This window comes from Streptomyces sp. NPDC047971 (genome assembly GCF_040653355.1).
Taxonomy (GTDB): Bacteria; Actinomycetota; Actinomycetes; order Streptomycetales; family Streptomycetaceae; genus Streptomyces.
In genome coordinates, this window is the sequence record NZ_JBEZNW010000001.1 from 32476 (window position 1) to 52165 (window position 19690).

Below are 19690 nucleotides of genomic sequence, written 5' to 3' on the forward strand. Positions count from 1 at the left end.
CGCAAGCTTGATCGAATCGGCTCTTCCGGGGCAACGGGATATTCACCGGGGTGCCGGAGGGGCGCTCTTGCACGCCGGTCGGACGTGGCTTTAGGTGGAATCAGCGCCTTCCGAGACAGGAGGAACGACATGTCGTCGAGCGGCATACCGCGGAGCGGTTCCGCCCTCACCGTGGACGAGGCCGAGGACCTGCTGCGATGTATCTGCTTCAAGACGGGCCCACCCCGCGCGCTCGGGGTGGAGGTGGAATGGCTCGTCCACGAGCTGCGCGACCCGCGGCTTCCCGTCCACCCGCGGCGGCTGGCCTCGGCCGTCGACACCGTACGGTCCCTGCGGCTGGCCTCGGCCATCACCCTCGAACCCGGCGGACAGCTGGAGCTCAGCTCGCCGCCCGCCGCCTCCCTCATGGGATGTGTCGACACCCTCTCGGCCGATCTCCGCGCCGTGCGTGACGCGCTCGCCCCCCTCGGGCTCGCGCTCAGCGGTTACGGGGTCGATCCCTGGCACGCGCCGCGGGAGCGGCTCCTGCGCGAGCCCCGGTACGACGCGATGGAGGCCGCCCTCGATCGCACCGGACCCTCCGGCCGGGCCATGATGTGCGACTCGGCGTCGGTGCAGATCTGCCTGGACGCCGGTCACGAGGAGCCGGGACCGCTCGGCTACCACCGCCGGTGGCAGCTGGCCCATCTGCTCGGCGCCGTCCTGGTGGCCGCGTTCGCCAACTCGTCCGTCCACGGCGGGCGCAGGACCGGCTGGCGGTCGACCCGGCAGTCGCTGTGGACCGATCTCGACCCGGCCCGGGCGCTCGCCCCCGCTCCGGACGGGGAACCCAGGGCCGCCTGGGCCACCCACGTCCTGGACACCCCGGTGATGTGCGTACGGGGCGAGGAGGCACCGTGGGCGGTGCCGGAAGGGCTCACGTTCCGGGAGTGGCTGCGCACCGGCCGCCCCCGCCCGGCCGACGAGGACGACCTGCGCTACCACCTGACGACGCTGTTCCCGCCGGTGCGGCCGCGCGGCCATCTGGAGCTGCGGATGGTCGACGCCCAGCGCGGTCCGGACGGCTGGATCGTGCCGGTGGCCGTGACCGCCGCGCTGTTCGACGACCCCGAGGCCGCCGAGAGCGTGTACCGGGCCGTCAAGCCGCTGGCCGAGCGGGCCGGCCCGGAGGCCCCGCCGCGCAACCCGCTCTGGCTGGCCGCGGCCAGGGACGGGCTCACCGATCCCGATCTGCACGCCGCCGCGCTCGTGGCGTTCCCCGCCGCGCTGGAGGCGCTCCCCCGGATCGGGGCGAGCGCGGCGGTACAGCGGGCGGTGGCCGCCTTCCACGAACGGTACGTACTCCTCGGCAGCTGTCCCGCCGACGATCTCCAGGAGGTGGCGTCATGACCGTGGCCACGGATCCCTCGGCCCTGCGGCGGCGCGCGCTCGACGCGCTCACGACCGCGCGGGAGCGCACCGCGCTGCTCACCTCCTGCGTCGAGGACGACGAACTCGTCGCGCAGCACTCGCCGTTGATGTCTCCGCTGGTGTGGGACCTGGCGCACATCGGCAACCAGGAGGAGCAGTGGTTGTGGCGGGCCGTCGCGGGGCGTGACGCGCTGCGCCCGGAGATCGACTCGATCTACGACGCCTTCGAGCACCCGCGCGCCAGTCGCCCCTCGCTGCCCCTGCTTCCGCCGGCCGAGGCCCGGGCCTACGCCTCCGATGTGCGCGGCCGGGTGCTGGACGTGCTGGCGGCCACCCCGCTGGAGGGCCGGCCGCTCGTCGAGGCGGCCTTCGCCTTCGGGATGATCGCGCAGCACGAGCAGCAGCACGACGAGACCATGCTGATCACTCATCAGCTGCGCAAGGGGCCGAGGGCGTTGACCGCTCCCCCGCCGCCGGTCACCGCCACCGGCGGACTTCCCGCCGAGGTCCTGGTCCCCGGCGGGCCGTTCACGATGGGCACGTCGGACGAGCCGTGGGCGCTGGACAACGAGCGCCCGGCGCACGTACGGACGGTCCAGGCGTTCTTCATCGACACCGTCCCGGTCAGCAACGGCGCCTACATGGCCTTCGTCGCGGACGGCGGCTACAGCGACGAGCGCTGGTGGCAGGCGGAGGGATGGGAGCAGATCCACCGGCACGGCATCGCCGCCCCGCTGTTCTGGCGGCGCGACGGCGGGCAGTGGATGCGGCGCCGGTTCGGCGTGACGGAGCCGGTCCCCGAGGAGGAGCCGGTGGTGCACGTCAGCTGGTACGAGGCGGACGCGTACGCCCGCTGGGCCGGGCGCAGGCTCCCCACGGAGGCCGAGTGGGAGAAGGCGGCCCGGCACGACCCCACGAGCGGGCGTTCGCGCCGCTATCCGTGGGGCGACGCGGACCCGGCGCCCGAGCACGCCAACCTCGGCCAGCGCCATCTGGGGCCCGCCCCGGTCGGCAGCTACCCGCGGGGCGGTTCACCGCTCGGGGTACGGCAGTTGATCGGGGACGTGTGGGAGTGGACGGCCAGCGACTTCCTGCCGTATCCGGGCTTCACCGCGTTCCCGTACAAGGAGTACTCGGAGGTCTTCTTCGGTCCGGCGCACAAGGTGCTGCGCGGTGGCTCCTTCGCGGTGGACGAGGTGGCCTGCCGGGGCACCTTCCGGAACTGGGACCTCCCGGTGCGCCGGCAGATCTTCTCCGGCTTCCGGACCGCACGGGACGCGGAGCTCGTCTGATGTGCCGCCATCTCGCCTTCATCGGCGAGCCGGTGCCGATCGGGGAGCTGCTGCTGCGGCCGCCCCATTCGCTGGAGCGGCAGGCGTGGCAGCCGCGCAGCCAGAGCAGCGGGCTCGTGAACGCGGACGGATTCGGCGTCGGGTGGTACGCCGACGGGGACCCGGTCCCGGCCCGGTACCGCAGGGCCGCGCCCATCTGGGGCGATCCCTCGCTCGCCGATCTCGCGCGGGTGGTGCGCACCGGTGCGCTGCTGGCGGCGGTCCGGGGCGCCACCCGGCCCGGCCCGGACGGGGAGGCCGCGGCGGCGCCTTTCGCGGCGGGGTCGTGGCTGTTCAGCCACAACGGAGCGGTGGAGGGCTGGCCCGACTCGCTGACGTCGACGGCCGCGTCCCTGACCGCCGGTGAACTGCTCGCGCTGGAGGCCCGCACCGACTCGGCGCTGGTGTGGGGTCTCGTGCTGCACCGGCTGCGAGCCGGCGACTCGCCCGGCCGGGCGCTCGCCGACACGGCCCGGGAGGTCGCCGAGGCCGACCCGGAGTCCCGCCTCAATCTCCTGCTCACCGACGGCACCGAGATCGCCGCGACCGCCTGGGGGAACTCCCTCTGGTATCTGCGGCGCCCCGATCGCACGGTCGTGGCCTCGGAGCCCTACGACGACGATCCGCTCTGGCGCGAGGTGCCGGACCGCACCCTGCTGACCGCCACCCGCGCCGATGTCACCCTCACCTCGCTCAAGGAGCCCTCCTCGTGAGTCCGTTCCAGCTGACCCGCACCCTTCCCGAGGACGCCACGGACGCCGATCTGCGCGCCGACGTCCTGCACGGTCTGACCCGTCTGCCCAAGGAGCTGCCGCCGAAGTGGTTCTACGACGCGCGCGGCAGTGAACTGTTCGAGGAGATCACCAGGCTCCCCGAGTACTACCCGACCCGCGCGGAGCGGGAGATCCTGATCGCCCGGGCGAACGACATCGCCGCGGCGACGGGGGCCCGGACGCTGGTGGAGCTGGGGTCCGGTTCCTCGGAGAAGACCCGGTTCCTGATCGACGCGCTCCTGCCCGAGCTGGACAGCTACGTCCCGGTGGACGTGAGCGAATCGGCGCTGCGGGGTGCGGCGGAGTCGCTCCTGGCGGAGCGGCCCGGGCTCCACATCCACGCGCTGGTGGCCGACTTCACCCGGGGGCTGGCTCTGCCCGGTACGCCCGGACCACGGCTGGTCGCGTTCCTGGGAGGCACGATCGGCAATCTGCTGCCCCACGAGCGCGCGGTGTTCCTGCGTTCGGTCCGGGCGATGCTGGCGCCGGGCGACGCCCTGCTGCTCGGCACGGACCTGGTGAAGGACGAGGCGACGCTGGTCGCCGCCTACGACGACGACGCCGGGGTGACGGCCGAGTTCAACAAGAACGTGCTGGCGGTGATCGCCCGCGAGCTGGACTCGGACGTGCGGCCCGACGACTTCGACCATGTGGCGCTCTGGGACCGGGAGCGGGAGTGGATCGAGATGCGGCTGCGGGCGCGTCACGCGCTCACCGTGAAGATTCCCGAGCTGGATCTGGTGGTGCCGTTCGAGGCCGGTGAGGAGGTACGGACGGAGGTGTCGGCGAAGTTCCGTCAGGCGGGCGTGCGCGCCGAGCTGGCGGAAGCCGGGCTCGAACTGACCCGCTGGTGGACGGACGAGAAGGAGCGGTTCGCGCTGTCGCTGGCGACCGCCCGCTGAGCCGCACGGGCCAGGGAGCGACGGTCCGGATGGTGGAGGGTGGATATCGGATCCAGCATCCGGACCTCCGCGGTGAGCCCGCGGGCCAGCGCGATCCGCCAGAGCGAGGCGGCCAGCGGGTCGTCCCCGACGAAGGCGGCGGGTCCGGTCGGCCGGTAGTCCAGTCGGACCGGCTGGACGGGTACGGAGGCGTCCAGGGCGGCTTGGAAGGCGGCCGGCCGGAAGGCTCCCCCGCCCCGGCCGCACCAGGTGGACCCCTCCGGGAAGACGATCACCCGTCCCCCGCCCGCCAGCGCCCGCGCCATCGCGCGGACGGTGGCGGGCAGCGCCCGCAGCCGGTCACGGTCGATGAAGAGAGTGCCGCCCCGGGCGGCGAGCGGCCCCAGCACGGGCCAGGCGCGGATCTCGCGCTTGGCGAGCATCCGGCCGGGCAGGACGGCGGCCACGAGCGGGATGTCCAGCCAGGAGATGTGGTTGGCGACGACCAGCAGGGGGCCCTCGGCGGGCGCGGGGGCTCCGGTGACCTTCAGGCGGACGCCGAAGGCGCGGAGCACCAGGCGGCACCACCGTCGGACGAGCGCCCGACGGCCGGCGGGGGGCAGCGGCGCCGCCAGGGGGGCGAGCAGCACCCCGGCCAGGACGGCGGCGACACCCGTCGCCAGCCGTGCCGCGGCGCGGACGGACCCGGCGGGCGGTCCCGTGTGCCGCGCACAGGGATCGGGTGCGCACGGCGAGGCCGGCAGCCAGGGCGAGGCGGACCCGGCGGCGGTCACTGCGCCGGGGCGAGGGAGAGGAAGTGGCGCAGGTAGCGAGGGTTCGTGTTGCGCAGCGACAGCAGGACGTAGAGGTCCGCCACGCCGAAGTCGACGTCGTGGGCGGGCGCGCCGCAGACCCATGCGCCGAGCCGCAGATAGCCGCGGAGCAGCGGCGGGAGTTCCACGCGGCCCTCGGGGCGGGTGACTCCGTCGGGGGTCCAGAGCTTGTGCGGGGTGACCCAGTACTCCTCGGGGGCGAGGTGCTTGGCCTTGACGGTGTCCCAGGTGGCGGCGGCGAGGGTGCCGCCGTCGGCGAGCGGGATCGAGCAGCAGCCGGCCAGCCAGTTGTGGCCGGTGCGGGTCATGTAGCGGGCGAGCCCGGCCCAGATCAGGGCGATGACGGCGCCGTTGCGGTGGGCGGGGTGGACGCAGGAGCGGCCGACCTCGACGAGGTCGTCGCGGACCGGGGCGAGCCGGCCGAGGTCGAACTCGCTCTCGGAGTAGAGGCGTCCGGCGATCCGGGCGCGGTCGGGCGGCAGCACCCGGTACGTGCCGACGATCTCGCCGGTGGCCTCCTCCCGTACGAGGAGGTGGTCGCAGTAGGCGTCGAAGGCGTCGGTGTCGAGGCCCGGCTCGGGTCCGTCGAGTCGGGCGCCCATCTCCCCCGCGAAGACCTGGTGGCGCAGCCGCTGGGCGGCGCGGACGTCGTCCTGGGTGCGGGCGAGACCGACGAGGTAGCGGGGCTCCGGCCCGGTTGCGGGGGCCGTCGGCCGGGGCTGGGCCGGGACTCCGGTGAACGCGCGGGCCGTGGCGGGGGCGCCCGACGGGACGTCCGCAGGCACGGGGAGACCGGCGGGGACGGGGACTGCGGGGGCCGCGGCGGCTGCGGGCGACGGTGCGGGCATGTCGGGCTCCTCCGGCGTACGGAAGGGGGACGGTGAGGGCCGGACCGCGTGAGCGGTGGTCCGGCTCCCTACTTCTTCCGTCACCGACTGGATTCGACATGACCGTTCGGGGGATCGCGGGTGTGCGATCGCTGAATGCTATTCGGCGAGGGTCCGGGTGATCTCCTCCGAGGCCGCCGCGGCGGCCTCCTTCGGGTCCTCACCCTGCAGGACCGCCGTCATGTACGGCTTGATCGGGTTGGACGCCTCGACGTCGGCCCACTGCGGGGAGTTGGGGGTGGCCCTTCCGCGTGCCGCGCCGACGGCCATCACGGCGGTGGCCTCCTGGCCTGCGACGACGGAGGCGAGGGAGGTCTTGTTGGGCACGTAGTTCATGGCTCGGGCGAGCTCGGCCTGCCACTTCTCGCCGGCCAGCGCCTTGACCACGTCGATGGCCCGGTCCCGCTCGGGAGCGTTCTCCGGGACGATCAGATCGGAACCGCCGGTGAAGACGGCGCAGGGCTGTCCGGCCTTCTTGCCGGGTATGGGGAAGAAGCCGAGCTTGTCCTTGAGCGCCGGGTTCGCCTTGGTGATGGCGGCGACGGCGCTGGGGGTGGCGATGATCTGGGCGACATCGCCCTGGGCGAAGACCTCGGCCTGGGGCGGGGTCTGCTCGTCGGCGTTCTTGGGTCCGGAGCCGAGCGACTGCAGGTCCTTGTAGAAGTCCATGCCGCGCAGCGCGGCCGGGCTGTCGAGGGCGCCGATCCAGTCGCCGCCCTTGTCCTCCGCGAGGTCGCCGCCCTCGTCCCAGATGAACCCCGCGAGGGTGTACCAGTCCTGTCCCGCGAGGTAGATGCCCTGGGAGCCGTTGCGGTTGAGCTTCTCGGTGTCGTCGAGCCACTGGGCCCGGGTCGCGGGCGGCTCGGTGACGCCGGCCTGCTTGAAGAGGTCCTTGTGGTAGATGACGACGCGGTTGGCGGCGTACCAGGGGATGCCGTACTGGGTCCCGCCGATGCGGCCGGGCTCGGCGAGACCGGGCAGCCAGTCCTCGCTGCCGAGGTCGCGCACGGACTCCAGGGTGAGGTCGTAGAGCTTGTCGGTGTCCGCGTACTGCGCCACCTGCGTGTTGCCGACCTCGATGACGTCGGGGCCGCCGCCACCGCCGATCGCCTCGGTGACCTTCTTGCCGATGCCGGTCCACTCCTGGATGGTGAACTCCAGTTCGATGCCGGGGTGCTCGGCCTCGTACGCCTCGGTGAAGCGCGTGAGGAAGTCCTCGCTGACACTGTCGCGCATCAGCCAGACGTTGACCGTGCGGGACTCCGCGGCGGCTCCGGGGAGGAGCCCGCACCCCGCGAGGGCGAGGGCGGTGGCGGCTGCGAGCGGACAGACGAGATGGCGGTTCTTCACGTAGGTCACCTTCTGCGTTCCATGAAATGGAGTACGGCATGGGGAGCTGACCCGTCGTGGGGGGACCGAACGGCGTGTTCGCGCGGGTATGTGGCCTGGATTCTGGTCTGGACCAACCGAGCGGTCAAGTCCTGGAGGATCGGGTTCCGGGCGGGCGCGCCGGGCACGCCCGCCCGTTATGCCCGGTACGTACGGGGCAGGGGCTACGGGACGGCCGGGACGGAGTCCTCGAAGGCCGTGCCCGCCGCGCGGTACGCGGCGACCTTCGCGGCCACCTGGTCCGGGGTCAGCACCTGGTCCTTCACGTGCAGCACGTAGTCGACCTTCTGGTCGTAGGCGCGCGCCGTCGTGGAGCTCTGCCCGGCGAGGTCGATCAGCCACTGGTTGAAGTTGATGGACATCGGGCGCTCGGGCAGATAGCGGGCGTCGTGCCGGCCGAACTCCTGGCCGTCGACGTAGTAGACGATGGTGCTGTCGTCGATGGTCAGGACCAGGTCGTGCCAGCCCGCGTAGCTCGCGCGGATCTCGGAGTGCTGGTTGACCGCCTCCCACGGGTCGGGCCGGTAGGTCTCCCACGAGGTGGTGTAGAGGATGTTCGCGGGCTCGCCCCAGCCGCCGTTGGGCAGGTACTCGAAGTCGTACTCGGCGTAGTCGTCCGCCATCGGGGCCTTGAGGTCGTTGATGGTGAAGAAGGTCTGGACGAGGTGGTCGCCGTCGGGTCCGGAGAGCGGTGCGTCGGAGAACCGGACCCGGGCCGCGTAGGTGCCGTTCTTGAACTTCGTGGCCCGGGTGAGGATCTCGGTCTGCTTGGTGGACTCGGCGGTGCCGGCGGTCGAGGTCCTCAGGTTCATGATCGAGTTCGTGCCCTCCTCGGCGAAGGTCACGTTCTCGGGAGCCCAGCCGGCGCCGGGTACGCCCGGCCCACCGGAGTTGGCGCGCACGCTCCAGCCATGGGCCGCGATCGCCGGATCGGTGTGGTCGGTGTAGTCGAAGTCGTCGAAGAGCGCGGCGCCGCCGGTCGGCGGCGGGGTCGTCGGGTCCGTCGGCGTCGGGGTGGGTTCGTTCCCGGCCGGGGCGGTGCCCCAGACCTGGACCCCGCCGACGGTGGCGGTGACCTTGCTCCAGTTCGCGTACGTGGTCTGGGACGGACCGAAGGAGTAGTCGTCGCTCTGGTTCAGCGGCTGCCAGGTGGAGCGGTGGAAGCGCAGCTGCATGTCGCCCGTGTCGGCTCCGGGGGCGAGGCTGCCGGCGCCGGCGGTGAAGCCGACCTCCAGATAGCGGTCCGCGGTGGCGGTGGGGTTGGCGAGCGTGCCGAAGCTGCCGGTCAGATTGGCGCAGCCCTTCACCGCCCAGGAGCAGGCGTAGGTGTACGAGGCTCCCGGGTCGGCCTTGAAGTAGTAGCGCACCTTGACCTGGCTCAACTGCACGGTCGACGAACCGGTGTTGACCACCCTGAACCAGGGCTCGACCTGATCGCTCCCGGTGGCGCTCTGCCGGTACTGGACGGTGACGGCCTCGCCGGCCGCGACGGCCGGGAGCGCGGTCAGCGCGGTGGCGCCGAGGCCGGTCACGGCGGCGACGGCGAGTGCGGCACGCATCCGCGGGCCGGTGCCGATCGGTCGGGCGTTCGTCGGTCGGTTGCTCATCGGGGTTCCTCTCCTTGGACGGAGGTGGGGGAAAGGCGGCGCGGCACCCGGAGGGTGTCGAGCCGGGTCCGGTGGTGGCGCAGCCGGGCCTGGAAGCCCGGCCAGTCCCGGCGCCCGCTCCAGGCGGTCTCGGCCAGGGCGCAGATCCGGGGGAAGGTCAGGTACTCGGCATGCGCGTCGGTGGGGACGAACTCGGTCCACAGCTGTGCCTGGGTGCCGAGGACCCGCGCCGCCTCCTCGGGGCTCCAGTGGGCCGGGGCGGGATCGGTCCCGTGGACGGCGCGCAGATCGACCACGAGGCCCGGCTGGCCGGGCGGTTCGTCGAACCGGGCCGACTGCGGATAGTCGAGGTAGGTGGAGCGGTGGGGCGCCATGACGACCTGGTGGCCGCGGCGCGCGGCCGTACGCCCGTGCTCGGTGTCCCGCCAGGGCATCACGGTGAAGTACGGGGGGAGATCGGCGCCGGTCTCGGTCCAGCCGAGCGGCCGGCGGCCCGCGTCGAGGAGGTGGCGCCCGATCCGCTCCATGAACCAGCCGTGCAGGGCGTCCGGTCCGTCGAGCCCCTGCTCCTGGACGCGCCGGAGCGCCTCGGGCGAGGCATGCCATTCGGTGGTCGGGCACTCCTCCCCTCCGATGTGGACGTGCGGCGAGGGGAAGACGTCGATGACCTCGTCGAGGACCTCGCGGCAGAAGTCGAGCACGCCGTCGTGGACCCCGAGGACGGTGTCGCACACTCCCCAGCGGTCCCAGACGCCGAGGGTGCGGTCCGGCCGGTTGCCGAGTTCGGGGTAGGCGGCCAGGGCCGCCCGGGCGTGGCCGGGCATCTCGATCTCGGGCACGACGGTGACGCCCCGCTCGGCCGCGTGCCGCACCAGCCCGGCGAGTTCGGAACGGGTGTAGGCACCGCCGTGCGGAAGGCCGCCGATCTCGGTGAGCAGGGGGCGGCCGGCGACCGGCATCCGCCAGCCCTGGTCGTCCGTCAGGTGGAGATGGAGGACGTTGAGCTTGTGGAGGGCGAGGAGGTCGACGTATCTCCGGAGGAAGGAGACGGGCCGGAAGTGGCGGGCGACGTCGAGCATCGCTCCGCGCCAGGAGAAGCGCGGCACGTCGGTGATCTGTACGCAGGGCACGGACCATGCGACGCCCGCGACGGGCTCGTCGAGCAGGGCCTCGACGGGCAGGAGCTGACGGAGCGTCTGGACTCCGGCGAGCAGTCCGCCGGGGCGGGCGGCGCGCAGCAGGATGCCCTCGGGTCCGACGGTGAGGCCGTAGCCCTCCACGCCGAGACCGGTGAGGGCCGGGTCGAGGGCGAGGACGACGGAGCCGTCCGGGCGCGCGGGCAGCCGGAGCCCGGTGGGCGTGCCCAGAAGGGTGCGCAGCAGCTCCGCGGCGGCTCCCGCGCCGGGGCCGATCGTGAGCGCGGTGTCGGAGCCGAAGGTGAACCGGCCTCGCAGGACGTGGAGTCGGGTGGGCTGGGGGACGAGTCGGGGCACGGACATGACGACGCGCTATCCCTTCACGGCTCCGCCGGTCATCCCGGCGGCGACCCGGCCCTGAAGGACCAGGAAGAGGACGAGGACGGGCAGGGCGAAAAGGGTGGAGGCGGCCATGGTGGCGCCCCAGTCGGTGCCGAAGACATTGGAGAAGGAGGAGAGCCAGACGGGCAGGGTCCGGTCGTCCTGGTTCTTGATGATCAGCATGTTGGCGAAGGCGAACTCGTTCCAGGCGGTGATGAATCCGAAGAGCGAGGTGGCCAGCAGACCGGGCGCGAGCAGGGGCAGGGTCACCCGGCGGAAGGCCTCGGCGCGGGTGCAGCCGTCGACCTGGGCCGCCTCTTCGAGTTCGGCCGGGACGGCGGCGAGGAAGGAGCGCAGGGTGACGACGGTGAACGGCAGGGTGATCATGAAGTAGATCAGGGTCAGCGTCCCCAGCCGGTCGAGCAGGTCGGCGTCCCGGGCGATGACGTACATCGGGATCAACAGCGCCTCCCACGGCGCCACCTGCGCGATGAAGACCATGAGGACGAAGGCGCGCCGGCCCCGCCAGCGCATCCGGGCGACGGCGAAGGCCGCGCCGAGCGCCACGACGAGCGCCAGCAGGACGCACCCCGCGGTGACGATCAGGCTGTTGCGCCAGAAGAGCCAGAACCCGTCCGCCTCCACGGCATGCGCGAAGTGCTCGAAGGTGAGGGAGGTCGGCAGCAGGACGGGTGTCTCGGCCTGGATGTCGGGCGTGGGTTTGAAGGCCGTGGAGACCATCCAGTACACCGGGAAGACGGCGAGGACGAAGACGGTCGCGGCGGCGGTGTTCAGGGGGATTCGGCGCAGCGCGCGGGCGTTCACCGGTCGGCCTCCTGCCGGAGCATCTGACGGAAGTAGGCGATCAGCACGGCGACGAGGATGAGCACCGTCAGGGTGGAGACGGCGGCGCCGAGGTCGTAGCGGTGCAGCGACTGGGCGACCCGGTAGGCGTAGACCGGCAGGGTGGTCGTCGCCTCGCCCGGCCCGCCCCTGGTGACGGCCCAGATCTGGGCGAAGCAGCGGAAGACCCAGATGACTTCGAGGCACAGGACCAGACCGAAGATCGGGCGCAGCAGCGGCAGGGTGATCGAGTGGAAGATCCGGAAGGCTCCCGCTCCGTCGAGACGGGCGGACTCGTACAGCTCCTCCGGGACGGTGAGGAGTGCGGCGTGCAGGGTGATGGCGGCGAAGGGGACCGACTGCCATACGACGAGCAGGACGAGGACGGTGAAGGCAGCGGTGCCGTCGGCGAGCCAGGAGTACCCCTCGAAGGAGGTGAATCCGAGGCGGACGAGCACCCAGTTGACGATCCCGAGCCGGGAGGCGAAGAGCCACTGGAAGACGGTGGTGGTGGCGATGACCGGGCTGGCCCAGGCGAGGACGAGCCCGCTCGTCACCAGGATCCGCATCCGCCGGCCGAGGCGTCGCATCATCAGCGCGACGAGCGTGCCGATCACCATGATCAGGACGACGTTGACGAGGGTCCACCAGAAGGTGCGTCGGACGACCTCCCAGAACTCCGGGTCGGTCAGGACCGTCCGGTAGTTCCGGAGGCCGACGAACCCGGCTCCGCCCCGGATCAGTTCACCCATGCCGTACTGCTGGAAGGAGATGACCAGGTTGCGGACGAGGGGGTAGCCCAGGAGCAGGGCCCCGCCGAGGACCGTCGGCGCGACGAGGACGTAGGGCCACAGGGCGGCCCCACGACGCGGCCGGCTCACGAGCCGAGGGTCTTGGTGATGCTCTCCGACGCGTCCTTCGCGGCCCGCGCCGGGTCGGTGCCGGTGAGCACGGCGGTCATGTACTGCTTGATCGGGTTGGTGGCCTCCACGGCCGCCCACTGGGGGGAGTTGGGCGTCGCGCGGCCCTGCGCGGCGCCGGCGGCCATGGCGGCGGTGCCCTCGTCGTCCTGGATCACCGTGGCGAGCGAGGTGCGGTTGGGGACGTAACTCATCGTTCGGGCCATCTCCGTCTGCCACTTCTCGCCGGCGAGCGCCTTGACGACCTCGTAGGCGGCGTCGGGGTGAGCGGAGGCTTCGGGGACGATGAGATCGGAGCCGCCGGTGAAGACCGCGCCCGGCTTGTCCGCCGTCTTCCCGGGGACCGGGAAGAAGCCGAGCTTGCCCTTGAGCGCCGGATTGGCCTCTTCGACGATCTTCGCGCCACCGGGGACGGCGATGATCTGGGCGACGTCGCCCTTGGCGAAGACATCGGCCTGCGGCGGCTTGGCCTCGTCGGAGTCCTTGGGCCCCTTGCCGAGCGCCTGGAGCCGCCGGTAGAAGTCCATGCCCGCGAGGGCCTGCGGGGTGTCGAGCGTGCCCTTCCACTCCTCGCCGTTCCGTACGGCGAGGTCGCCGCCCTCCTCCCAGATGAAGCCCGACAGGGTGTACCAGTTCTGCCCGGGGAGGTAGATGCCCTGCGTGGAGCCCTTGTTGAGCGCGGCGGTGACGGTGAGCCATTCGGCTCGGGTCTTCGGCGGGGCGGTGATGCCGGCCTTGGCGAAGAGTTCCTTGTGGTAGATGACGACGCGGTTGGCCGCGTACCAGGGGATGCCGAACTGCTTCCCGTCGACCTTCCCGGGCTCGGCGAGCCCGGGCAGCCAGTCGGCTCCGTTCAGGTCGGCGACCTTGGCGCTGAGGTCGCGGACACCGCCGCTGGCCGCGTACTGGGCGACCTGGGTGTTGCCGACCTCGATCACGTCGGGGGCGTCCTTGCTGGCCAGGGCCGCGGTGACCTTCTCGCCGATGCCGTCCCACTCCTGGATCTGGATGTCGAGGGTGGTGCCCCGGTGCGTCGCCTCGAAGTCGGTGCGGAAGCGGGTGAGGAAGTCGTCGGTGACGCTGTCCTTCATGATCCAGACGGTGACCTTCGCGGCCCCGTCGGCGTTCGCGGGGTCGTCGGCGGAACCGCAGGCGGTGACGGAGAGCGCCAGGGTCGCCATGAGGGCGACGGGGCCGGCGAGAGGGCGGATGGTCACGGGCACCTCGCTGATTGGTTGACCAATTGGTCAAGTGGTCAGATGCGTGACCAGAAGGTGGCATGGACCAATGTGGCCGTCAACCCCTTGAAAAATATGCGCTGTTCACTCATTCAACGGCATGGCCGTCTGGTTAGGATGAGACTTACCAGTTGACCAGTCAGGGAGAACGTATGAAGGACGGCCCCTCGGGCGGGGTGCTGAAGAGGGAGCGCGTACGGGAACATCTGCTGGGCCTCATCGAGGCAGGCCGCCCGGGCGACGCCATCCCCTCGGAGCGCACCCTGTGCGCCACCCTCGGCGTCTCCCGCCCCACCCTGCGCGCCGCCGTCGACGAACTCGTCGCGACGGGCGCGCTGGTACGGGAGCACGGACGCGGCATGTTCGTCGCACCGGCCAAGATCACCCAGCAACTCGCCCCGGACGACGCCGCCTTCACCGTGCCGCGCGCCTCCGGAAGCTGGTCCAGCACGGTGCTCGAGTCCGCCAGGATCCGGGCCGGCGCGCGCATCGGCCGCAAGCTCCGCCTCTCCCCCGCGGCCGAGCTGCTCTACATCGCCCGGCTCCGCCTGGTCGACGGCTCCCCCATGGCGATCGAGCACCTCCACATCCCGGCCGACCTGGTCCCGGAAGCGCTCACCGCGCAGGAACTGGAGGCGGGCGACCTCTACGACCACCTCAGGGACCACCACCGCGTCCACGTCCGGGAGGCGACACAGTCCATCGAACCCACCGTCGTCAGCGAGGCGGAGGCGGCCCTTCTGGACGTCCCCGTCCTCTCGCCCGCGCTGTTGATCGAGCGCCTCACCCTCGACGCCTCGGGCCGGCCGGTGGAGTACGTCCACTCGGTGTACCGGGGCGACCGCTACCGGATCGTGTCCCGGCTCGACTTCACCCGCGACGGCGTCGTGACCTCCTCGACCGCGGGGGATGCATACTGACCGCCGGACGACAGGCCGGGGAGGGCTGGGCGATGGAGCTCAAGCGGGAGCGGGTACGCGAGCATCTGCTGGCCGTGATCGACGGGCGCCGCCCCGGCGACGCCATCCCCTCGGAGCGCACCCTGTGCGCCACCCTCGGCGTCTCCCGCCCCACCCTGCGCGCCGCCGTCGACGAACTCGTCGCGACGGGCGTGCTCGTGCGGGAGCACGGACGCGGCATGTTCGTCGCACCGGCCAAGATCACCCAGGAGCTCGTCGCCGAGGACCACGCGGCGGGCGCGCCCCGGAGCCGCGGCAGCTGGACGAGCACGGTGCTGGAGTTCCGTACCGTCCGGGCGGGCGCGCGGATCGGGCGGAAGCTGAAGGTCTCCCCCGCGGCGGAGCTCGTGTACGTCGCGCGGCTGCGGCAGGTGGACGGGGCCCCGATCGCCCTGGAACATCTGCACGTCCCGGCGGATCTGGTGCCCGGGCTGACCCCCGCCGACATGGAGAGGGGCTTCTACGCCCATCTGCGCGAGACGTGCCGCATCCGGACGGCGCACGCGGTCCAGTCGATCGAGCCGACCGTCCTGAGCGAGGAGGAGGCCGAGCTGCTCGGCGTCCCCGTGCTCTCCCCCGCCCTGCTCTTCGACCGGATCACCTCGGACACGGGCGGGCGGCCGGTGGAGTACGTCCGCTCGCTGTACCGGGGCGACCGCTACCGGATCGTCTCCCGGCTGGCCCTCTCCGACGGGGCCGCCGACCACCCGGCGCCCGACGTGTCGCGGACCGGGGCGTGGTGGGGCACGGTGGAGTGACCCCCCAGGCCCAAGGAGAGGAGTTCGGCCCCATGTCGAACCACACCTACCGCGTCACCGAGATCGTCGGCACCTCCACGGAGAGCGTGGACCAGGCCATCCGCAACGGTATCGAGCGGGCCTCGCAGAAGCTCCGCGGCCTCGACTGGTTCGAGGTGACGCAGGTGCGCGGCCACCTCGTCGACGGGGCGATCGCGCACTTCCAGGTCGGGCTGAAGGTGGGCTTCCGGCTGGAGGAGGGCGACTGACCGGTGGGTCAGGTGCGGCCCTCCTTCTCCTGGGCGTCCCTCAGCTCCTCCGACGCCGCCGCCCAGCGGGCGCGGACGACCCGGAAGCCCGCCCGTGCGGCCGCGTCGCAGACCAGCTCGTCGTCGTCGACCAGCATCCGCACCTCGCGGCCGAGCCCGCGCAGGATCTCCAGCTTGGTGACCCGCGCGGGACGGAAGTCGTTGTTGCGGCGCATGTGAATCCGCCCGTCGGGCAGTACCTGCGCGGCGAGCCAGGCGACGGTGTCCTTGCGGCAGCGCTCGGGACGCCCGGTGAGATAGACGATCTCGCACTCCTCGGCGGCCTCCAGACAGAGGGCGACACCCTGCGCGAGCGGCGGGTCCTGGGGAGCGGCGGCGAAGAAGCCGGCCCAGTCACGCGGCCGGCCCTCCAGGTAGTGCTGGCGGTGGGCGGTGCCGGCGAGGGTGTTGTCGAGATCGAAGACGGCCACGGGCCTGCTGTTGCGTGTCACACGGACAGCGTAGGCGGGCCCGTCGGCACTGTCCGTCACGACGGACGGGCCGGACACCGGGGGGAGCGACACCGCGGGCCCGCCGCCCCCGCGGGAATCCTCGCGGCGCCGCGGCGTTGAACCCTTCGTGACCCCTTCTCTCGACGGCATCCGTCTCTCCGTCCTCGACCGCTCCCGGACCCGGGAGGGCGAGGACGGGTCCGTCGCCCTGCGGGCCACGGTGGATCTCGCCCGGGAGGCGGAGGCGCTCGGATACCACCGGTTCTGGGTGTCGGAGCACCACAGCGTGCCCGGTGTGGCTGGCTCGGCCCCCACCGTCCTGGCCGCCGCGATCGCCGGTGCCACGTCCTCCATCAGGGTCGGCACGGGCGGGGTGATGCTCCCGAACCACCAGCCGCTGGTCGTCGCGGAGCAGTTCGGCGTCCTGGAGTCGCTGTACCCCGGCCGGGTCGACATGGGGATCGGCCGCTCGGTCGGCTTCACCGACGGGATCCGGCGGGCGCTCGGCCGGGACAAGGACGATGCCGAGCGGTTCGCGGAGCAGCTGACCGAACTGCTCGGCTGGTTCACCGGCACCCAGACCGCGCATCCGCAGGTGCATGCCCGTCCGGCCGAGGGCCTGCGCGTGCCGCCGTACGTCCTCGCGACCGGGGAGGGCGCGACGATCGCCGCCGAGGCCGGCCTTCCGATGGTCATCGGTGATCTGCGGGGCCGGGAGCGGATGCTGCGCGCCGTCGACGCCTATCGCGCCTCCTTCCGTCCCTCCCGCTGGTCCGAGGAGCCGTACGTCGTCGTCGCGGGCACGGTCGCCGTGGCCGGGACCGAGGAGGAGGCCAGGCGACTGCTGATCCCGGAGGCGTGGTCGCTCGCCTACTCGCGCACCAAGGGCGTGTTCCCGCCGCTCCTGCCGGTCGAGCGGATCGAGGCGCTCACGATGACGCAGAAGCAGCGCGAGTTCTTCGAATCGGGCCTGCGGGGGCACGTGTACGGCACGGAGGAGCAGGTCGCCGACGCGCTGGAGCGGGTCGTGGAGGAGAGCGGGGCGCGGGAGGTGCTGGTCACGACCAGTACGTACGATCGCGAGGCGCTGCGCGACTCCTACCGCGCGCTCGCCCGTGTCGCGGGCCTGCGTACGCGGCTGACCAGCGCAAACGCCTAGTATCGAGGAATGCCCGACAGCTCCGACGACCAGCGCCACGACCCGTACGTCCGCGTTCGCGGTGCCCGCGAGCACAATCTCGCAGGCGTCGACGTCGACATTCCCCGCGACGCGCTCGCCGTCTTCACCGGGGTGTCGGGCTCGGGCAAGTCATCCCTCGCCTTCGGCACGATCTACGCGGAGGCCCAGCGGCGCTACTTCGAGTCCGTCGCGCCCTACGCGCGGCGGCTGATCCATCAGGTGGGCGCGCCGAAGGTCGGGGAGATCACCGGGCTGCCGCCGGCGGTCTCGCTCGAACAGCGCCGCTCGTCGCCGAACGCCCGCTCGTCCGTCGGCACGGTCACGACCCTGTCGAACTCGCTGCGGATGCTGTTCTCCCGCGCCGGCTGCTACCCCTCGGGGGCCGAGCGGCTGGACTCCGACGCGTTCTCGCCGAACACCGCCGCCGGGGCCTGCCCGTCCTGCCAGGGTCTGGGCCGGGTGCACCGGACCAGCGAGGAACTGCTCGTCCCGGACCCGGGGCTGTCGATCCGGGAGGGCGCGATCGCCGCCTGGCCGGGCGCCTGGCAGGGCAAGAACCTCCGCGACGTCCTGGACGCCCTCGGGCACGACGTCGACCGGCCGTGGCGGGAGCTGGACGCCAAGGACCGTGAGTGGATCCTCTTCACGGAGGAGCAGCCGGTCGTCACGGTCCATCCGGTACGGGAGGCGGGGCGCATCCAACGCCCGTACCAGGGGACGTACATGAGCGCCCGGCGCTATGTGATGCACACCTTCTCCGACTCCAGGAGCGCGACTCTGCGCGCCAAGGCGGAGCGCTTCCTGACCAGTGAGCCGTGCCCGGTGTGCGGGGGCAGCAGACTCCGTCCGGAGGCCCTCGCCGTCACCTTCGCGGGCCGCACGATCGCCGAGCTGGCCGCGCTGCCGCTGACGGCGCTGGCGGGACTGCTCGCCGCGCACGACGGCTCGGAGACCGCGCAGGTGCTCACCGGGGACCTGCTCGCGCGGATCGGCACGGTCACGGAGCTCGGCCTCGGCTATCTGAGCCTGGACCGGAGCACCCCGTCCCTGTCCAACGGCGAACTGCAACGGCTGCGGCTCGCCACCCAGTTGCGCTCCGGGCTCTTCGGCGTCGTGTACGTCCTCGACGAGCCGTCGGCGGGGCTGCACCCGGCCGACACCGAGGCGCTCCTGGTGGTCCTCGACCGGCTCAAGGCGGCCGGCAACTCGGTCTTCGTGGTGGAGCACCACCTGGACGTGGTGCGTCACGCCGACTGGATCGTGGACGTCGGCCCCCTGGCGGGGGTGCACGGCGGCCGGGTGCTGCACAGCGGCCCGCCGCACGAGCTGGCGGGCGTCGAGGAGTCCGCGACCCGCCGCTTCCTCTTCGACCGCGCCGGGCCGGCCGCGCGGGCGGTGCGCGAGCCCACCGGCTGGCTGCGGACCGGCCCGGTCACCCGGCACAACCTCAGGGACCTGGAGGCGGCCTTCCCGCTCGGGGTCCTGACGGCCGTGACCGGTGTCTCGGGATCGGGGAAGTCGACGCTGGTGAGCGAGCTGTCGGAGGAACTGGCGGGAGTGGAACGACTGGTGACGGTCGATCAACGGCCCATCGGACGGACTCCCCGCTCCAACCTCGCCACCTACACGGGCCTCTTCGACGTCGTACGGAAGCTCTTCACCGCCACCGACGAGGCGCGCGCCCGCGGCTACAAGGCCGGGCGGTTCTCCTTCAACGTGCCCGGCGGGCGCTGTGAGACCTGTCAGGGCGAGGGATTCGTCTCGGTCGAGCTGCTCTTCCTGCCGAGCACGTACGCGCCCTGCCCCGACTGCCACGGCGCCCGCTACCACCCGGAGACCCTGGAGGTGCGGCTGCGCGGGCTCACCATCGCCGAGGTGCTCGATCTGACGGTGGAGGCCGCGGCCGGGTTCTTCGCGGACACCCCGGCCGCCGCGCGCAGCGTGCGCGCCCTGCTCGACGTCGGTCTGGGCTACCTGCGGCTCGGCCAGCCCGCGACCGAGCTCTCCGGCGGCGAGGCCCAGCGCATCAAACTCGCCTCCGAGCTCCAGCGGCTCCGCCGCGGCCACACCCTCTACGTCCTGGACGAGCCGACGACCGGCCTGCATCCCGCCGACGTCGAGGTGCTGATGGGGCAGCTGCACGGCCTGGTCGACGCCGGTCACACGGTGATCGTCGTCGAGCACGACATGGACGTGGTCGCCACGGCGGACTGGGTGCTCGACCTCGGCCCCGGCGGCGGCGAGGACGGCGGCCTGATCGTCGCCGAGGGAACGCCCACCGACGTGGCGCGCGCGGCGTCGAGCCGGACCGCACCGTATCTGGCGGCCCGGCTCGACGTGTGAGACGTGCCGCGCCGTCTCCGGCAGGCCGGCTCGACGTGTGAGACGTGCCGCCGTGTCCGGCAGCGGCCCGGCTCGACGTGTG

At 72.4% G+C, this 19690-nt stretch carries 18 protein-coding genes; 9 read left to right on the top strand and 9 right to left on the bottom strand.

What is annotated here, in order from left to right; genetic code table 11:
- Positions 1-129: 129 nt before the first annotated feature.
- From egtA to egtD, 4 genes are read left to right on the top strand one after another with little or no spacing between them, the layout of a single operon-like run.
- Positions 130-1389, top strand: a complete 1260-nt coding sequence (gene egtA, locus AB0D99_RS00180; RefSeq protein ID WP_362354933.1) for an ergothioneine biosynthesis glutamate--cysteine ligase EgtA — start codon at positions 130-132, stop codon at positions 1387-1389.
- Positions 1386-2702, top strand: a complete 1317-nt coding sequence (egtB, locus tag AB0D99_RS00185) for an ergothioneine biosynthesis protein EgtB (RefSeq protein ID WP_362354936.1) — start codon at positions 1386-1388, stop codon at positions 2700-2702. The genes egtA and egtB overlap by 4 nt, the downstream gene beginning before the upstream one ends.
- Positions 2702-3454, top strand: a complete 753-nt coding sequence (egtC, locus tag AB0D99_RS00190; protein ID WP_362354939.1) for an ergothioneine biosynthesis protein EgtC — start codon at positions 2702-2704, stop codon at positions 3452-3454. The genes egtB and egtC overlap by 1 nt, the downstream gene beginning before the upstream one ends.
- Entirely contained in the window at positions 3451-4416 is a 966-nt protein-coding gene (egtD, locus tag AB0D99_RS00195; protein ID WP_362354942.1) for an L-histidine N(alpha)-methyltransferase, read from the top strand. Before egtC ends, egtD begins: the two co-directional genes overlap by 4 nt.
- Here the strand turns inward: egtD and AB0D99_RS00200 are convergent.
- From AB0D99_RS00200 to AB0D99_RS00235, 8 genes are all read right to left on the bottom strand, one after another.
- Positions 4311-5189: a lysophospholipid acyltransferase family protein gene (locus AB0D99_RS00200; protein ID WP_362354945.1), complete on the bottom strand. Its 879-nt coding sequence runs from the start codon at positions 5187-5189 to the stop codon at positions 4311-4313. The two genes, egtD and AB0D99_RS00200, sit on opposite strands and share 106 nt — an antisense overlap.
- Positions 5186-6076, bottom strand: a complete 891-nt coding sequence (locus tag AB0D99_RS00205) for a GNAT family N-acyltransferase (protein WP_362354948.1) — start codon at positions 6074-6076, stop codon at positions 5186-5188. Before AB0D99_RS00205 ends, AB0D99_RS00200 begins: the two co-directional genes overlap by 4 nt.
- A 138-nt stretch (positions 6077-6214) precedes the next feature.
- The gene (locus AB0D99_RS00210; protein ID WP_362356006.1) at positions 6215-7465 is read right to left on the bottom strand and encodes an extracellular solute-binding protein; all 1251 of its coding nucleotides are present in this window, start codon (positions 7463-7465) and stop codon (positions 6215-6217) included.
- Between the two features lie 203 nt (positions 7466-7668).
- Entirely contained in the window at positions 7669-9111 is a 1443-nt protein-coding gene (locus tag AB0D99_RS00215; protein WP_362354951.1) for a cellulose binding domain-containing protein, read from the bottom strand.
- Positions 9108-10610 carry a beta-N-acetylhexosaminidase gene (locus tag AB0D99_RS00220; RefSeq protein WP_362354954.1) on the bottom strand — a complete coding sequence of 501 codons (1503 nt, stop codon included), beginning with the start codon at positions 10608-10610 and terminating at the stop codon, positions 9108-9110. Before AB0D99_RS00220 ends, AB0D99_RS00215 begins: the two co-directional genes overlap by 4 nt.
- A 9-nt stretch (positions 10611-10619) precedes the next feature.
- A complete protein-coding gene (locus tag AB0D99_RS00225; protein ID WP_362354957.1) occupies positions 10620-11453 on the bottom strand; it encodes a carbohydrate ABC transporter permease in 834 nt (277 codons plus the stop codon).
- On the bottom strand, positions 11450-12352 hold the full coding sequence (locus AB0D99_RS00230; RefSeq protein WP_362354960.1) for a sugar ABC transporter permease: 903 nt from the start codon (positions 12350-12352) through the stop codon (positions 11450-11452). Before AB0D99_RS00230 ends, AB0D99_RS00225 begins: the two co-directional genes overlap by 4 nt.
- The gene (locus tag AB0D99_RS00235) at positions 12349-13608 is read right to left on the bottom strand and encodes an extracellular solute-binding protein (RefSeq protein WP_362354963.1); all 1260 of its coding nucleotides are present in this window, start codon (positions 13606-13608) and stop codon (positions 12349-12351) included. The genes AB0D99_RS00230 and AB0D99_RS00235 overlap by 4 nt, the downstream gene beginning before the upstream one ends.
- A 173-nt stretch (positions 13609-13781) precedes the next feature.
- On the opposite strand from AB0D99_RS00235, the gene AB0D99_RS00240 reads away from it, so the two are divergent.
- The 3 genes from AB0D99_RS00240 to AB0D99_RS00250 are packed head-to-tail and all read left to right on the top strand — an operon-like array spanning position 13782 to position 15594.
- On the top strand, positions 13782-14549 hold the full coding sequence (locus tag AB0D99_RS00240; RefSeq protein WP_362354966.1) for a GntR family transcriptional regulator: 768 nt from the start codon (positions 13782-13784) through the stop codon (positions 14547-14549).
- A gap of 32 nt (positions 14550-14581) precedes the next feature.
- Positions 14582-15346 (top strand): GntR family transcriptional regulator, encoded by a 765-nt coding sequence (locus AB0D99_RS00245; protein ID WP_362354969.1) that lies wholly within the window; start codon positions 14582-14584, stop codon positions 15344-15346.
- A gap of 32 nt (positions 15347-15378) precedes the next feature.
- Positions 15379-15594, top strand: a complete 216-nt coding sequence (locus tag AB0D99_RS00250; protein WP_362003037.1) for a dodecin — start codon at positions 15379-15381, stop codon at positions 15592-15594.
- A gap of 8 nt (positions 15595-15602) precedes the next feature.
- Here AB0D99_RS00250 and AB0D99_RS00255 read toward each other — a convergent pair whose 3' ends face one another.
- The gene (locus AB0D99_RS00255) at positions 15603-16085 is read right to left on the bottom strand and encodes a hypothetical protein (RefSeq protein WP_362354973.1); all 483 of its coding nucleotides are present in this window, start codon (positions 16083-16085) and stop codon (positions 15603-15605) included.
- Between the two features lie 127 nt (positions 16086-16212).
- Here AB0D99_RS00255 and AB0D99_RS00260 point away from each other — a divergent pair, with 127 nt between their 5' ends.
- Complete coding sequence (locus tag AB0D99_RS00260) at positions 16213-17244, top strand: LLM class flavin-dependent oxidoreductase (protein ID WP_362354976.1); 1032 nt, start codon at positions 16213-16215, stop codon at positions 17242-17244.
- A 9-nt stretch (positions 17245-17253) separates the two neighbouring features.
- Complete coding sequence (locus AB0D99_RS00265; protein ID WP_362354979.1) at positions 17254-19608, top strand: excinuclease ABC subunit UvrA; 2355 nt, start codon at positions 17254-17256, stop codon at positions 19606-19608.
- The last annotated feature ends 82 nt before the right edge of the window (positions 19609-19690 follow it).

Excerpts from the sequence above, each read along its gene's own strand:
- egtA (WP_362354933.1), top strand. The coding sequence starts at position 130 with ATGTCGTCGAGCGGCATACCGCGGAGCGGTTCCGCCCTCACCGTGGAC.
- egtB (WP_362354936.1), top strand. The coding sequence starts at position 1,386 with ATGACCGTGGCCACGGATCCCTCGGCCCTGCGGCGGCGCGCGCTCGAC.
- egtC (WP_362354939.1), top strand. The coding sequence starts at position 2,702 with ATGTGCCGCCATCTCGCCTTCATCGGCGAGCCGGTGCCGATCGGGGAG.
- AB0D99_RS00205 (WP_362354948.1), bottom strand. The coding sequence starts at position 6,076 with ATGCCCGCACCGTCGCCCGCAGCCGCCGCGGCCCCCGCAGTCCCCGTC.
- AB0D99_RS00215 (WP_362354951.1), bottom strand. The coding sequence starts at position 9,111 with ATGAGCAACCGACCGACGAACGCCCGACCGATCGGCACCGGCCCGCGG.
- AB0D99_RS00220 (WP_362354954.1), bottom strand. The coding sequence starts at position 10,610 with ATGTCCGTGCCCCGACTCGTCCCCCAGCCCACCCGACTCCACGTCCTG.
- AB0D99_RS00240 (WP_362354966.1), top strand. The coding sequence starts at position 13,782 with ATGAAGGACGGCCCCTCGGGCGGGGTGCTGAAGAGGGAGCGCGTACGG.
- AB0D99_RS00245 (WP_362354969.1), top strand. The coding sequence starts at position 14,582 with ATGGAGCTCAAGCGGGAGCGGGTACGCGAGCATCTGCTGGCCGTGATC.
- AB0D99_RS00250 (WP_362003037.1), top strand. The coding sequence starts at position 15,379 with ATGTCGAACCACACCTACCGCGTCACCGAGATCGTCGGCACCTCCACG.
- AB0D99_RS00265 (WP_362354979.1), top strand. The coding sequence starts at position 17,254 with ATGCCCGACAGCTCCGACGACCAGCGCCACGACCCGTACGTCCGCGTT.